At 61.5% G+C, this 13,740-nt stretch carries 22 protein-coding genes; 21 read left to right on the top strand and 1 reads right to left on the bottom strand.

Annotated elements, in window-relative coordinates; translation table 11 throughout:
* The first annotated feature begins 3 nt into the window (after nucleotides 1–3).
* The 21 genes from rplD (at nucleotide 4) to map (ending at nucleotide 12,258) form a co-directional block, all read left to right on the top strand.
* Nucleotides 4–624, top strand: coding sequence for a 50S ribosomal protein L4 (gene rplD / locus CXX84_RS02445; RefSeq protein ID WP_102975111.1), 621 nt, complete (start codon nucleotides 4–6; stop codon nucleotides 622–624).
* Nucleotides 621–926: a 50S ribosomal protein L23 gene (gene rplW, locus CXX84_RS02440; protein WP_102975110.1), complete on the top strand. Its 306-nt coding sequence runs from the start codon at nucleotides 621–623 to the stop codon at nucleotides 924–926. The genes rplD and rplW overlap by 4 nt, the downstream gene beginning before the upstream one ends.
* 29 nt (nucleotides 927–955) lie before the next feature.
* Complete coding sequence (gene rplB, locus CXX84_RS02435) at nucleotides 956–1,795, top strand: 50S ribosomal protein L2 (RefSeq protein ID WP_102975109.1); 840 nt, start codon at nucleotides 956–958, stop codon at nucleotides 1,793–1,795.
* 12 nt (nucleotides 1,796–1,807) lie between these two features.
* Nucleotides 1,808–2,089: a 30S ribosomal protein S19 gene (rpsS, locus tag CXX84_RS02430; protein WP_003803803.1), complete on the top strand. Its 282-nt coding sequence runs from the start codon at nucleotides 1,808–1,810 to the stop codon at nucleotides 2,087–2,089.
* A 38-nt stretch (nucleotides 2,090–2,127) separates the two neighbouring features.
* The gene (gene rplV, locus CXX84_RS02425) at nucleotides 2,128–2,493 is read left to right on the top strand and encodes a 50S ribosomal protein L22 (protein ID WP_009358304.1); all 366 of its coding nucleotides are present in this window, start codon (nucleotides 2,128–2,130) and stop codon (nucleotides 2,491–2,493) included.
* The gene (gene rpsC, locus CXX84_RS02420) at nucleotides 2,494–3,327 is read left to right on the top strand and encodes a 30S ribosomal protein S3 (RefSeq protein WP_102975108.1); all 834 of its coding nucleotides are present in this window, start codon (nucleotides 2,494–2,496) and stop codon (nucleotides 3,325–3,327) included.
* Nucleotides 3,328–3,744, top strand: a complete 417-nt coding sequence (gene rplP / locus CXX84_RS02415) for a 50S ribosomal protein L16 (protein ID WP_013601829.1) — start codon at nucleotides 3,328–3,330, stop codon at nucleotides 3,742–3,744. It begins immediately after the preceding gene.
* Nucleotides 3,745–3,746: 2 nt separating this feature from the next.
* Complete coding sequence (gene rpmC, locus CXX84_RS19450) at nucleotides 3,747–4,076, top strand: 50S ribosomal protein L29 (RefSeq protein WP_102975107.1); 330 nt, start codon at nucleotides 3,747–3,749, stop codon at nucleotides 4,074–4,076.
* The gene (gene rpsQ, locus CXX84_RS02405) at nucleotides 4,073–4,378 is read left to right on the top strand and encodes a 30S ribosomal protein S17 (protein ID WP_013601827.1); all 306 of its coding nucleotides are present in this window, start codon (nucleotides 4,073–4,075) and stop codon (nucleotides 4,376–4,378) included. The genes rpmC and rpsQ overlap by 4 nt, the downstream gene beginning before the upstream one ends.
* A 717-nt stretch (nucleotides 4,379–5,095) precedes the next feature.
* Nucleotides 5,096–5,464, top strand: coding sequence for a 50S ribosomal protein L14 (gene rplN, locus CXX84_RS02400; protein ID WP_009358299.1), 369 nt, complete (start codon nucleotides 5,096–5,098; stop codon nucleotides 5,462–5,464).
* Between the two features lie 3 nt (nucleotides 5,465–5,467).
* Nucleotides 5,468–5,830: a 50S ribosomal protein L24 gene (gene rplX, locus CXX84_RS02395; RefSeq protein ID WP_102975106.1), complete on the top strand. Its 363-nt coding sequence runs from the start codon at nucleotides 5,468–5,470 to the stop codon at nucleotides 5,828–5,830.
* A complete protein-coding gene (gene rplE, locus CXX84_RS02390) occupies nucleotides 5,830–6,411 on the top strand; it encodes a 50S ribosomal protein L5 (protein WP_102975105.1) in 582 nt (193 codons plus the stop codon). The genes rplX and rplE overlap by 1 nt, the downstream gene beginning before the upstream one ends.
* Nucleotides 6,412–6,505: 94 nt before the next feature.
* Nucleotides 6,506–6,904, top strand: a complete 399-nt coding sequence (gene rpsH, locus CXX84_RS02385) for a 30S ribosomal protein S8 (protein ID WP_041652213.1) — start codon at nucleotides 6,506–6,508, stop codon at nucleotides 6,902–6,904.
* Between the two features lie 18 nt (nucleotides 6,905–6,922).
* The gene (rplF, locus tag CXX84_RS02380; protein ID WP_102975104.1) at nucleotides 6,923–7,459 is read left to right on the top strand and encodes a 50S ribosomal protein L6; all 537 of its coding nucleotides are present in this window, start codon (nucleotides 6,923–6,925) and stop codon (nucleotides 7,457–7,459) included.
* A 2-nt stretch (nucleotides 7,460–7,461) separates the two neighbouring features.
* Nucleotides 7,462–7,845, top strand: a complete 384-nt coding sequence (gene rplR / locus CXX84_RS02375; protein ID WP_079596676.1) for a 50S ribosomal protein L18 — start codon at nucleotides 7,462–7,464, stop codon at nucleotides 7,843–7,845.
* Nucleotides 7,842–8,564 carry a 30S ribosomal protein S5 gene (gene rpsE / locus CXX84_RS02370; RefSeq protein ID WP_102975103.1) on the top strand — a complete coding sequence of 241 codons (723 nt, stop codon included), beginning with the start codon at nucleotides 7,842–7,844 and terminating at the stop codon, nucleotides 8,562–8,564. Before rplR ends, rpsE begins: the two co-directional genes overlap by 4 nt.
* A gap of 2 nt (nucleotides 8,565–8,566) precedes the next feature.
* On the top strand, nucleotides 8,567–8,773 hold the full coding sequence (rpmD, locus tag CXX84_RS02365) for a 50S ribosomal protein L30 (protein ID WP_078027228.1): 207 nt from the start codon (nucleotides 8,567–8,569) through the stop codon (nucleotides 8,771–8,773).
* Complete coding sequence (rplO, locus tag CXX84_RS02360; RefSeq protein ID WP_102975102.1) at nucleotides 8,774–9,259, top strand: 50S ribosomal protein L15; 486 nt, start codon at nucleotides 8,774–8,776, stop codon at nucleotides 9,257–9,259.
* 213 nt (nucleotides 9,260–9,472) lie between these two features.
* Complete coding sequence (secY, locus tag CXX84_RS02355) at nucleotides 9,473–10,783, top strand: preprotein translocase subunit SecY (RefSeq protein WP_102975101.1); 1,311 nt, start codon at nucleotides 9,473–9,475, stop codon at nucleotides 10,781–10,783.
* A 5-nt stretch (nucleotides 10,784–10,788) separates the two neighbouring features.
* The gene (locus CXX84_RS02350; RefSeq protein ID WP_189337487.1) at nucleotides 10,789–11,358 is read left to right on the top strand and encodes an adenylate kinase; all 570 of its coding nucleotides are present in this window, start codon (nucleotides 10,789–10,791) and stop codon (nucleotides 11,356–11,358) included.
* Nucleotides 11,359–11,430: 72 nt separating this feature from the next.
* The gene (gene map / locus CXX84_RS02345; protein WP_102975099.1) at nucleotides 11,431–12,258 is read left to right on the top strand and encodes a type I methionyl aminopeptidase; all 828 of its coding nucleotides are present in this window, start codon (nucleotides 11,431–11,433) and stop codon (nucleotides 12,256–12,258) included.
* A 78-nt stretch (nucleotides 12,259–12,336) separates the two neighbouring features.
* Here map and CXX84_RS02340 read toward each other — a convergent pair whose 3' ends face one another.
* Complete coding sequence (locus CXX84_RS02340) at nucleotides 12,337–13,680, bottom strand: ABC transporter substrate-binding protein (protein ID WP_102975098.1); 1,344 nt, start codon at nucleotides 13,678–13,680, stop codon at nucleotides 12,337–12,339.
* Nucleotides 13,681–13,740: the final 60 nt, after the last annotated feature.

Here is a 13,740-nt window from a genome sequence, read left to right as displayed (position 1 = left end):
TCAATGGCTAACACTGTCCAGGTTGACCTGCCTGCAGAGATCTTCGACGTACAGACCAACGTGCCGCTGCTGCACCAGGTTGTCGTTGCCCAGCTCGCTGCTGCTCGCCAGGGTACCCACAAGACCAAGACCCGCGCTGAAGTTTCCGGTGCAGGACGCAAGCCGTTCAAGCAGAAGGGTACCGGCCGCGCCCGTCAGGGTTCCATCCGTGCTCCTCACATGACCGGCGGTGGCGTTGTCCACGGTCCCACCCCGCGTGACTACAGCCAGCGCACCCCCAAGAAGATGATTGCTGCTGCACTGCGCGGCGCACTGTCTGACCGGGCCCGCAACGGACGCATCCACGTTGTCGCCGAGCTGGTTGAAGGCTCCAAGCCTTCCGCCAAGGCCGCACTGGCAACGCTGCGTGGTGTTTCCGAGCGCAAGAACCTGCTGGTCGTCATCGAGCGCGCCAACGATGTTGCTGCACTGTCCGTGCGCAACCTCGAGGGTGTTCACGTTCTGTACGCAGACCAGCTGAACACCTACGACGTTCTCGTGTCTGATGACGTTGTCTTCACCAAGGCTGCCTACGAAGCATTCGTTGCCGCTAAGGCAGCTAAGAACGAGGAGGATGCCAAGTGAGTGCAGCCACCATCAAGGATCCCCGCGACGTCGTGCTTGCACCCGTCGTGTCGGAAAAGAGCTACGGCCTGATCGACGAGGGCAAGTACACCTTCCTGGTGGACCCCCGTTCGAACAAGACCGAGATCAAGCTGGCCGTGGAGAAAATCTTCTCCGTCAAGGTCGACTCGATCAACACCATCAACCGTGCCGGTAAGCGCAAGCGCACCAAATTCGGATGGGGTACCCGCAAGAACACCAAGCGTGCGATTGTCACCCTCAAAGAAGGCACCATCGACATCTTCGGCGGTCCGCTCTCGTAGCGGAGACCACTTTAACGAGGAAATAAATTATGGGAATCCGTAAATACAAGCCGACTACCCCGGGCCGTCGTGGCTCGAGCGTAGCGGACTTCACCGAAATCACGCGGTCGACGCCGGAAAAGTCGTTGGTACGTCCGCTGCCCAAAAAGGGCGGCCGTAACAACACCGGTAAGATCACCACCCGTCACAAGGGTGGCGGACACAAGCGCCAGTACCGTCTGATCGACTTCCGTCGCCACGACAAGGACGGCGTCAACGCCCGCGTTGCCGAAATTGAGTACGATCCGAACCGTACGGCTCGCATCGCCCTCCTGCACTACGTTGATGGCACCAAGCGTTACATCATCGCCCCGAACAAGCTGTCCCAGGGTGACTTCGTAGAGGCCGGCGCCAACGCTGACATCAAGCCTGGCAACAACCTGCCCCTGCGCAACATCCCGGTGGGTACCGTTATCCACGCAGTTGAACTGCGTCCGGGTGGCGGCGCCAAGATGGGCCGCTCCGCCGGCGCATCCATCCAGCTGGTTGCAAAGGAAGGCCGCTTCGCCCAGCTGCGTCTGCCTTCCGGCGAAATCCGCAACGTTGACGTGCGCTGCCGCGCAACCGTCGGCGAGGTCGGCAACGCCGAGCAGTCGAACATCAACTGGGGCAAGGCCGGCCGCATGCGCTGGAAGGGCGTCCGCCCGACCGTCCGTGGTGTCGCCATGAACCCGGTTGACCACCCGCACGGTGGTGGTGAGGGTAAGACGTCCGGTGGACGTAACCCCGTCAACCCCAACGGTCAGCGGGAAGGCCGCACCCGCCGCCCCAACAAAGAGAGCGACAAGCTTATTGTTCGTCGCCGTCGTACTGGCAAGAACAAGCGATAGGAGCCTGGACACATGCCACGCAGCCTGAAAAAAGGTCCTTTCGTTGACCAGCACCTCTTTGTGAAGGTAGCCAGGGAAAACGAAAAGGGCACCAAGAACGTCATCAAGACCTGGTCCCGCCGTTCGATGATCATCCCCGACATGCTCGGACACACGATCGCCGTACACGACGGACGCAAGCACATTCCGGTGTTTGTCACTGAGTCGATGGTCGGGCACAAGCTCGGCGAATTCGCTCCCACGCGGACATTCCGCGGCCATGTCAAGGACGACCGTAAGGGCAAGCGCCGCTAGGCGCCTGCACTTACGTCAAAGACGAGAGAAGGAAAGCAATGGAAGCCAAGGCAATTGCGCGCCACATCCGCGTAACGCCTATGAAGGCCCGGCGCGTCGTCAACCTTGTTCGTGGATTGCAAGCGAATGAGGCTCTGGCAATTCTGAAGTTTGCCCCCCAGGCAGCTTCGGAGCCGGTATTCAAGGTAGTACAGTCGGCAATCTCCAACGCCCGGGTCCTCGCGGACCGCGACGGCGTGGCGTTTGACGAAGGCGACCTCATCATCAGCGAAGCGTTTGTTGATGAAGGCCCGACCATGAAGCGGTTCCAGCCGCGTGCCCAGGGTCGCGCATTTCAGATCAAGAAGCGCACCAGCCACATCACCGTGGTAGTCGCTACCCCGGAGAAAGAGGAGGCTCGCTAAGTGGGACAGAAAGTAAACCCGCACGGGTTCCGACTCGGCATCACCACCGATCACGTATCGCACTGGTTCGCTGACAGCACCAAGGCCGGCCAGCGGTACAAGGACTTCGTTCGCGAAGACATCCGCATCCGCCAGCTCATGTCCACGGGCATGGAGCGCGCCGGTATCGCCAAGGTTGAGATCGAGCGCACCCGTGACCGCGTCCGCGTGGACATCCACACGGCCCGTCCCGGCATCGTCATCGGCCGCCGTGGAGCAGAAGCAGACCGCATCCGCGGCGAGCTCGAAAAGCTCACCGGCAAGCAGGTCCAGCTGAACATCCTCGAGGTCAAGAACCCCGAGATGGAAGCACAGCTTGTAGCCCAGGGCGTTGCTGAGCAGCTGACTTCACGTGTGGCCTTCCGCCGCGCGATGAAGAAGGCCATGCAGTCCGCGCAGCGTGCAGGTGCCAAGGGCATCCGTATCGCCTGCTCGGGTCGACTGGGTGGCGCTGAAATGTCCCGCTCGGAGTTCTACCGCGAAGGCCGTGTGCCCCTGCACACCCTCCGCGCGAACATCGACTACGGCTTCTACGAAGCCAAGACCACCTTCGGCCGCATCGGCGTGAAGGTCTGGATCTACAAGGGTGACGTCACCGCCAAGGAACTGGCCCAGCAGGCCGCTTCCGCCCCGTCCCGTGGCCGCGGTCCCAGCGACCGTCCGGGCCGCCCGGGTGGCGCTGACCGTGGTGACCGCCGCCGTCGCAACGACCGCCCGGCCGCTGATGCAGCTCCTGCTGCTGAAGCACCGGCAGCTGAGGCAGCACCTGCTGCTGCAGAAGGAGGACAGGCTTAAATGCTTATCCCACGTCGAGTCAAGCACCGTAAGCAGCACCACCCGGGTCGTTCCGGCGCTGCTACGGGCGGTACCAAGGTCTCCTTCGGTGAGTACGGCATCCAGGCCCTGAGCCCGGCATACGTTACCAACCGTCAGATCGAGTCTGCCCGTATCGCGATGACCCGCCACATCAAGCGTGGCGGCAAGGTCTGGATCAACATCTACCCGGACCGTCCCCTGACCAAGAAGCCTGCCGAAACCCGCATGGGTTCCGGTAAGGGTTCGCCGGAATGGTGGGTCGCAAACGTCAAGCCGGGCCGGGTTCTCTTCGAGATCTCCGGTGTCGAGGAATCGGTAGCCCGCGAGGCCCTGCGCCTGGCAATCCACAAGCTCCCGTTGAAGGCACGCATTCTGCGTCGCGAAGGTGGTGAATAGAAATGGCAGTAGGATCCAAGGATCTGGCTCCCGCACAGCTGGACGGTTTCGACAACGAGCGTCTCGTTGAAGAACTCCGCAAGGCCAAGGAAGAGCTGTTCAACCTGCGTTTCCAGTCCGCCACCGGACAGCTGGAGAACCACGGTCGTCTGCGCGCGGTAAAGAAGGACATCGCCCGCATCTACACCGTTCTCCGTGAGCGCGAGCTGGGCATTCGTGCCGAGGTTGCCGCACCGGTTGTGGAAGCCAAGGAAGAAAAGAAGTCCAAGAAGGCAGCAACCAAGAAGGCCCCCAAGGCTGAAACGGTTGAGACCGAGGAGGATGCCAAGTGAGTGAAAAGGACGAGAACGTGACGGAAACTGCTACCGCAGCCACGGCTGAGCAGCGCGGTTACCGCAAGACGCGTCGCGGCTACGTGGTCTCTGACAAGATGGAAAAGACCATCGTTGTCCAGGTTGAGGACCGCGTGAAGCACGCCCTGTACGGCAAGGTCATCCGCCGTACCTCCAAGGTCAAGGCACACGATGAGAACAACACCGCCGGCATCGGCGACCTGGTTGTCATCGCCGAGACCCGTCCGCTGTCCGCCACCAAGAACTGGCGGCTCGTGGAAATCCTCGAGAAGGCCAAGTAGCACCTGCTGCTTCGGTATCCGGAAACCCCTGCTCCTTTCGGGAGCGGGGGTTTCCGCTGTTTAACAGTCACGCCACCGAAACGCTCCATCACTTAGCGCACCCAATCGGCGGACCCTCTCTCACCTAACGCACACCATCGACGGACGCTCTCTCACTTAGCGCAGGAAATTTCCGGATGCTCTCTCACTTAACGCGGGAAATTTCCGGACGCCGGACTCCTGCCGACAGGAAACCTGTCACACAAGAGCCTGACACACAGGGCGAAACGGCGCATCAAGGGAGAGAGCGTCGGTGGAAAAAGCGCATCGAGTGAGAGAGCGTCCGACGGCGGGGTGGCACTTTGCGGGGGAGCGGCACCAAGGGTGGGCCGTCAGGCTGCCGCGCGTGACGCCGTCGTCCGCCTGGCAGGGGAGTGGGCAGGGACTGCTGCTCTGTGATATGGGGACTGGCCGGAACTGTGCTAAGATTTTGAGTTTGTATGGCGCCTTTCGTGCGCCGTCATCAAACCTCGTAAACAAGCGTGCCACGGCATAGTGCCCCCTTGCGCCCAGGACCAGTCCTGGACCGGATGGGAGCAACTGCTTCTGGCACGGGAGTTTAGGCCTGGTCTGGCAAAATCCAGGCAGGTCAAGAGACACCCCGATCAACCGTTCCGCAAGGCTCATTCCGTAGGAAGATTTTCGGTCTGAGAACCGGCGCGACGCAAGGAGTAAATAGTGATTCAGCAGGAGTCGCGACTCAAGGTCGCCGACAACACGGGTGCTAAGGAAATCCTTACCATTCGCGTTCTCGGTGGATCTGGCCGTCGCTACGCAGGCATCGGTGACGTCATTGTCGCCACCGTCAAGGATGCAATCCCGGGCGGCAACGTAAAGAAGGGCGATGTTGTCAAGGCAGTCATCGTCCGTACCAAGAAGGAACGCCGCCGTGCGGATGGTTCCTATATCAAGTTTGACGAGAACGCAGCCGTCATCCTGAAGGGCGACGGTGACCCCCGCGGTACCCGTATCTTCGGACCGGTTGGTCGTGAACTCCGTGACAAGAAGTTCATGAAGATCGTTTCTCTGGCTCCGGAGGTGCTCTAGTCCATGGCTTCTAAAATCAAGAAGGGTGACCTGGTTCAGGTCATCACTGGCGCCAAGGCTGAGCGTGGCGGCGACCGCGGCAAGCAGGGCAAGGTCCTGCGCGTGTTCACCGACACCAACCGCGTTCTGGTTGAAGGCGTCAACCGCGTAACCAAGCACACCAAGGTCGGTCAGTCGCAGCGCGGCACCAAGACCGGTGGCATCGAGGTTGTTGAAGCCCCGATCCACATCTCCAACGTGGCTCTGGTTGACCCGTCCACCAAGAAGCCCACCCGCGTTGGCTTCCGCACTGAGACCGTTGAGCGCAACGGCAAGCAGCGCGAAGTCCGCATCCGCGTGGCCAAGAGCTCAGGGAAGGACATCTAATGACTGAGACTCTCGAGACTCCGGCAACGAAGATCGTTCCTCGTCTGAAGACCAAGTACGCCGAATCCATCAAGAGCACGCTCATTGAGGAATTCAAGTACCAGAACGTCAACCAGGTTCCCCGCCTCGTGAAGGTCGTTGTGAACATGGGTGTTGGAGATGCCGCCAAGGACTCCAAGCTGATCGACGGCGCTGTCCGCGATCTGACCCAGATCACCGGCCAGAAGCCGCAGGTAACCAAGGCCCGCAAGTCGATCGCACAGTTCAAGCTGCGCGAAGGCATGCCCATCGGTGCACACGCTACCCTGCGTGGCGACCGCATGTGGGAATTCCTGGATCGTCTTGTCACCCTGGCACTGCCCCGAATCAGGGACTTCCGCGGTCTCTCCGGCAAGCAGTTCGATGGCAACGGCAACTACACCTTCGGTCTGACCGAGCAGGTTATGTTCCACGAAATCGACCAGGACAAGATCGACCGCGTCCGCGGTATGGACATCACGGTTGTTACCACTGCCAAGACCGATGACGAAGGCCGCGCGCTGCTGAAGGCGCTTGGCTTCCCGTTCAAGGCCGAAGACTAATCTAACTACGTAAAAGGTCCGGCGGTACGGCTCCTGAATCCGTTCAGGCAGGCAGCACCGCGGAAACCGTTACGAGGAAGGGCAAGAGCCCACCATGACAATGACAGATCCTGTCGCAGACATGCTTACGCGTCTGCGCAATGCAAACTCGGCATACCACGACACCGTGACCATGCCGTACAGCAAGCTCAAGGCACGCGTTGCCGACATCCTGAAGGCAGAAGGCTTCATTGCCGGCTGGAAGGAAGAGGACGCTGAGGTTGGCAAGAAGCTGACCATCGAGCTCAAGTTCGGACCGAACCGCGAGCGTTCAATCGCTGGCGTTCGCCGTATTTCCAAGCCGGGCCTGCGTGTTTACGCAAAGTCCACCAACCTGCCGCACGTGCTCGGTGGCCTGGGTGTCGCAATCCTGTCCACCTCTTCCGGCCTCCTGACTGACAAGCAGGCCGGCAAGAAGGGCGTGGGCGGCGAAGTCCTCGCGTACGTCTGGTAACGGGAAAGGAAGAGAATAATGTCACGTATTGGACGTCTCCCCATCACCGTTCCTGCCGGCGTTGAGGTCAAGGTTGACGGCTCTGTCGTCAGCGTCAAGGGCACCAAAGGCGAGCTGAACCACACTGTGGCCAGCCCGATCGAGGTCACCCTGGATGCAGACACCCTGACTGTCGCCCGCCCGAACGACGAGCGCGCCTCCCGTTCACTCCACGGCCTGACCCGCACCCTGATCTCCAACATGATCGAGGGCGTCACCAAGGGCTACGAGAAGAAGCTTGAAATCGTTGGTACTGGTTACCGCGTTCAGGCCAAGGGATCAGACCTTGAGTTCGCTCTTGGTTACAGCCACCCGGTCAACGTCACCGCACCGGACGGCATCACCTTTGCAGTTGAGACCCCGACCAAGCTCTCTGTTTCAGGTATCAACAAGCAGCAGGTCGGCGAGGTTGCTGCCAACATTCGCAAGCTGCGGAAGCCGGACCCCTACAAGGGCAAGGGCATCCGTTACGCCGGCGAAGTCATCCGCCGCAAGGTCGGAAAGGCTGGTAAGTAACCATGGCCATCTCAATTAACAAGAAGCGTACGAACAAGAGCAAGTCTGCTTCGCGCAGCCGCCGCCAGCTTCGTATCCGTAAGCGCATCTCCGGTACGGCTGTACGTCCTCGTCTGGTCGTCAACCGTTCCGCACGCCACGTATTCGTCCAGGTTGTCGATGACACCAAGGGCCTGACCGTAGCGAGCGCCTCCACTCTGGAAGCCGACCTTCGTGCATTCGACGGCGACAAGACTGCCAAGGCCAAGCGCGTTGGCGAACTGGTTGCCGAGCGTGCCAAGGCTGCCGGTATCGAAGCTGTTGTCTTCGACCGCGGTGGTAACAAGTACCACGGCCGGATCGCCGCCGTCGCTGACGGTGCACGTGAAGGTGGGCTGTCACTGTGACGGAAGCAAACAAGGAAAAGGACACTGTGTCTGCAGATCAGAAGGCTACTGAAGCCGTAGCTGCCACTGAGACCACTGCCCCCGCAGCTGCCGACGACCGCCGTGGCGGCGCTCGTCGCGGCGAGCGTGGCGACCGTGGCCAGGGCCGCGGCGATCGTGGTGGCCGTGGTGGCCGCGACGGCGGCCGCGAAGCCGAGAAGAGCCAGTTCGTAGAGCGCGTCGTCACCATCAACCGCGTTTCCAAGGTGGTCAAGGGTGGCCGTCGCTTCAGCTTCACCGCCCTGGTTGTCGTCGGTGACGGCAATGGCATGGTCGGCGTTGGCTACGGCAAGGCTAAGGAAGTTCCTGCCGCAATCGCGAAGGGCGTTGAAGAGGCTAAGAAGTCCTTCTTCCGCGTTCCCCGCGTTGGCAGCACCATCCCGCACCGCGTCCAGGGTGAGGCTGCTGCCGGCGTCGTAATGCTGCGTCCGGCATCCGCCGGTACCGGTGTTATCGCCGGTGGCCCGGTCCGTGCAGTACTGGAGTGCGTGGGTATCCACGACATCCTCTCCAAGTCGCTCGGTTCCTCCAACGCCATCAACATCGTCCACGCGACCGTTGATGCCCTGAAGCGCCTCGAAGAGCCGGCAGCAGTGGCAGCACGCCGCGGCCTGCCCCTCGACGAGATCGCTCCGGCTGCGCTGGTGAAGGCTCTTCTGGCTCCGAAGGCAGGTGCCTAGTTATGGCTAAGAACCTGATTCCCTCCGACGCCCAGTTGGAGATCACTCAGATCAAGTCCGCCATTGGCGGCAAGCAGAACCAGCGTGACACCCTGCGGTCCCTCGGCCTGAAGCGTATCGGACAGACCGTTGTCCGCACCGCTGACGCCGTGACCGTGGGAATGCTCAACACGGTTCCGCACCTGGTAAAGGTAGAGGAGGCGAAGTAAATGGCAGAGAACACTGCTGATAAGGCACAGGCTGCTGAGAAGCAGAACGCCCTGAAGGTTCACCACCTGCGTCCCGCCCCGGGTGCCAAGACCGCCAAGACCCGCGTTGGTCGTGGTGAAGGTTCCAAGGGTAAGACCGCTGGCCGTGGTACGAAGGGTACTGCAGCCCGCTACCAGGTCAAGGCTGGCTTTGCCGGCGGCCAGTTGCCGCTGCACATGCGCCTGCCGAAGCTCCGCGGCTTCAAGAACCCGTTCCGGGTCGAGTTCCAGGTTGTAAACCTGGACAAGCTCAACGAGCTGTTCCCCGAAGGTGGCGCAGTCACCGTGGAGAACCTGGTTGAAAAGGGTGCCGTTCGCAAGAACCAGCCCGTCAAGGTGCTGGGCACCGGCGACATCACCGTCAAGGTTGACGTCACCGCCCACGCATTCTCGGCCAGCGCCGCAGAAAAGATTGCTGCAGCAGGCGGAAGCACCACCGCTCTCTAGAGCCGGTGGGCGCCAAGCCCGTTGTTGAACTCCCGGTCCTGGGGCTACTGCCCCGGGGCCGGGAGTTTTTTCATCCGTCCGCCGTTTTTTCGACGCCATCCGGCGCAGCGGCGGCACCGCGGATTGTTCGCAGGGCGCGTACACCCGTTAGACTCGGTTGTTGGGATTTATAGATCCTCATCACACACTCTTATTCACACCACAGGAGGACGCTTGCTTAGCGCATTTGGCCGGGCCTTTCGCACGCCTGATCTGCGACGCAAGTTGTTGTTCACGCTGGGAATCATCACCATTTTCCGCTTGGGTGCTTTCATTCCCTCGCCTGGTGTGAACTACCAGAATGTCCAGCAATGCTTGCAGAACGGTCAGACGGCAGAGGGGCTGTACCAGCTCGTTAACCTGTTCAGCGGCGGCGCGTTGCTCCAGGTGTCCATCTTCGCGCTGGGCATCATGCCGTACATCACGGCCAGCATCATCGTCCAGCTGCTCCGGGTGGTCATTCCCCGGTTCCAGCAGCTCTACGAAGAGGGTGCCTCAGGCCAGTCCAAGCTGACCCAGTACACCCGCTACCTCACTATCGCCCTGGGCCTGCTGAACGCCACCACCCTGGTATCCCTCGCGCGGTCCGGTCAGCTGCTCCCCGGCTGCAACCTGGCGATCATCCCGGACACCAGCGTTATCACCACCATCCTGCTCATCATCACCCTGACGGCCGGCACCGGCCTGATCATGTGGATGGGTGAGCTCGTGACGGAGAAGGGCGTCGGCAACGGCATGTCCCTGCTCATCTTCACGTCCATCGCCGCGACGTTCCCCACTTCCCTGGGCGCCATCTGGACCTCGCAGGGCCCGGGCACCTTCTTCATTGTCATTGCCGTCGGCTTGCTGACGGTGGCGCTGGTGGTCTTCGTTGAGCAGTCGCAGCGCCGGGTTCCGGTGCAGTACGCCAAGCGGATGATCGGACGCCGCACCGTGGGCGGCACCAGCACCTACATTCCCATCAAGGTGAACATGGCCGGTGTTATCCCGGTGATCTTCGCTTCCTCCATGCTCTACCTGCCGGGCCTGATTTCACAGTTCAACCAGCCCAAGCAGGGCGAGCAGCTCCAGCCGTGGGTCGAATGGATCAACAACAACCTGGTCCGCGGCGACCAACCGATCTACATGGTGCTGTACTTTGCCATGATCGTGTTCTTTACCTACTTCTATGTCGCGATCACCTTCAACCCTGAAGAGGTCTCGGACAACATGAAGAAGTACGGCGGCTTCATCCCGGGTATCCGCGCGGGCAAGCCGACCGCTGACTATCTGCAGTACGTGCTCTCCAGGATCACCCTGCCGGGTGCTCTGTACCTGGGCTTCGTGGCACTGATCCCGTTGGTGGCACTGGTGCTGATCAACGCAAACCAGAACTTCCCGTTCGGCGGCACCTCGATCCTGATCATGGTGGGCGTGGGCCTGGAGACCGTCAAGCAGATTGATGCGCAGCTACAACAACGTCACTACGAAGGGCTTTTGCGATGACGAGAATGTTGATTATTGGACCTCCCGGTTCAGGAAAAGGAACGCAGGCTGAGCGCATTTCAGAGCGCCTTGGCGTCGTGGCCATCTCCACCGGCGACATCTTCCGTGCGAACGTAAAGGGCGAAACGCCGCTTGGCATCGAGGCCAAGAAGTACATGGATAACGGTGACTTTGTTCCGGACAGCGTGACTAACAAGATGGTGCGTGACCGGCTCAGCGAAGCGGACGTCGAAAACGGCTTCCTGCTGGACGGCTACCCCCGCACCACCGCCCAGGTTGACTACCTGGACGAGATCCTTGCCAAGGATGAGGAAAAGCTCGACGTCGTCCTGCAGCTGACTGCCGACGATGAGGAACTGGTTCACCGGCTGCTGGGCCGGGCCAAGGAAACGGGCCGGAGCGACGACAACGAGGCCGTCATCCGCCACCGCCTTGACCTCTACCACGAGCAGACTGAAGCAGTGGTGGCGAAGTACGCAGAGCGCGGCATCCTCACCCAGGTGGACGGCATCGGCCCCATCGATGAAGTCACCGACCGTGTCATGCAGGCCATCAAGGCGGCACAGGCAGCCTGATCCAGGCGCCAGTTTTCCGAGGCTCCTCCCGTCATCCGGGAGGAGCCTCAGCCATTTGAAAGAAGGAACACCATGGCCTTTGGCCAGCCCCGCATCGAATACAAGACCAACGAACAGATGCGTACCATGCACGAAGCAGGCCTGGTCCTGACCCGTGCCCTGGACGCTGCCGTCGCCGCCGCTGTTCCCGGTGCCACCACCAAGCAGCTCGACGACGTCTTCGCCGCCATCCTTAACGAAGCGGGCGCAAAGTCCAACTTCCTCGGCTACCACGGCTTTCCAGCCACCATCTGCACCTCGGTCAACGAAGAGGTAGTCCACGGAATCCCCGGCAGCCGGGTCCTCCAGGACGGCGACATCATTTCAATCGATGGCGGCGCGATCGTTGACGGCTGGCACTCGGACTCGGCCAGGACCGTCATCGTCGGCACTGCCGATCCCGAGGACCAGCGGCTTTCCGACGTGACACAGGCCGCCATGTGGCGCGGTATAGCGGCCCTGGCTACGGGCAAGCACGTCGGCGACATCGGTGCTGCCATCGACGATTACGTCTCGTCCGTTCCCGGCAAGCCGCTGGGCATCCTGGAGGACTACGTGGGCCACGGCATCGGCTCGGAAATGCACATGGCACCGGACGTGCTGAACTACCGCACCACCCACCGCGGACCCAAGATCAGGCCGGGACTCTGCCTGGCTATCGAGCCCATGCTGGTCCGCGGCAGCATCGAAACCGCAGTGCTCGAGGACGACTGGACCGTCGTCACGACGGACGGCAAGCGCTCCTGCCAGTGGGAGCATTCCGTGGCAGTTCATGACAAGGGTATCTGGGTGCTGTCAGCGCCCGACGGCGGTGCGGAGCACCTGGTGCCCCTCGGCGTCACCCCCGTCCCCATTCCCTGACGTCACAGACGTGAGCGCCAGGCCGCATCACGGGAATCCGTGACGCGATCTGGCGCTCTCTATTTAAAACGGTGGCGTTTAGCCCAGCTTCGGCTTGACGTCCTTCTCGTAGATGCCTTCCAGCGTCTTCTTGAGATTGGTCATGGTGGACTTCACGTCAGCCTGCTGCGTCAGGATGGCAGCGGCTGCCTTGGCCAGTTCCTGGTCAGCGCCCGGCAGGAACACCCGCGCATTGTCCTGGACGCGCGTGACCGCCAGCTGGTCCATCGCTGTCTGGATCTGCGGTGTCTGGGCCAGGACCGCCGTCATGTCCGCCGACTCGCGTGTGGGCATGTAGCCGGTTGCCGCCGAGAAGGCTGCGCTGTTTTCCGGCTCGGTCATGAACTTCAGGAAAGTGCCCGCAGCGAGCTGTTCCTCCTTGCTGATACCACTCGGAATGCCCAGTCCCGCACCGCCGGTGGGGCAGACGTTGGTTTCCGCCTTCGGGCCACCTGGCAGGAAGCCCACGCCCACGTTGAACGGGGCCGACTTGAGCACGCCCAGGAGGGACCCGGTGGAAGAGATCGTGGAGGATGTCAGCCCGGCGGAGAAATCGTCGGCCGCTTCCTTCGAGGAGACCCCGGCCCAACCGTTCTTGTAGATGGAGTCCTGGGCCCACTGCAGCGCTTCAATGGATTCGGGCGAGTCGCAGGTGATCTCCCACTCCTTGGACCAGGAACCGCCCCAACCCCACAGGTTGTTTTGCAGGGTCCAGCCGGCGTAGCCGGCCAAAGCCGGGTAGATGTAGGCGTACTGGGCGCCGGAGCTCGCCTTCAGCTTGGGAGCCCACTCACCGAACTCCTGCCAGGTTTTGGGTGCCCGGTCCGGCAGGCCTGCAGCCTGGAAGTGGTCCTTGTTGTAATAGAACAAGGGAGTCGACCGCCCGTACGGAAGCGCCCATTGCTTGTCGCTGTACTTGTAGTCGTCCACGAGGGACTTCCGGAAGTCGTCCAGCTTGATGTCCAGCTGCTTGACCAGTGCGTCCACCGGGATGATGCTCCCGTTGGTGAAGTAGCGGAACCACCAGACATCGGACAGGACTACCAGTCCGGGAAGCCCCGTCTTTGCGGCCTGCGACGTCTGGAACTTCTGCGCGATTTCCTCGTAGTTCGCGCCGGCAGTGACCAGGTTGACCTTGATGTCCGGGAACTTGGCATGGAACTTTTCAATGATCGCCTTCTCCACGTCCTGCGACTTGCCGGGGTGGTTGGACCAGAAGTCGATCTTCGCAGCCGGCTTTACGCCGTTGAAGTCGATTTCCGCAGCTTCCGTAGCCGCAGGGGTGCCGCTCGTCGACGGGCCGCCGCATGCTGCCAGCGCAGCGGCTGAGGCGGTCATCCCGGCGAGGCCCAGGAAGTGCCTCCGATCGAGGTGCTGTGTCATTGCAGGTCCTTTCGTTGGTTGCCACAGTGAGGAGTTGGTGTTTCTTCAGTGCTGTACGAC

Origin of the sequence: Arthrobacter sp. AFG7.2, assembly GCF_002892835.1 — a bacterium.
Classification (GTDB): Bacteria; Actinomycetota; Actinomycetes; order Actinomycetales; family Micrococcaceae; genus Arthrobacter.
This window is presented reverse-complemented; position numbering and strand designations above follow the sequence as displayed.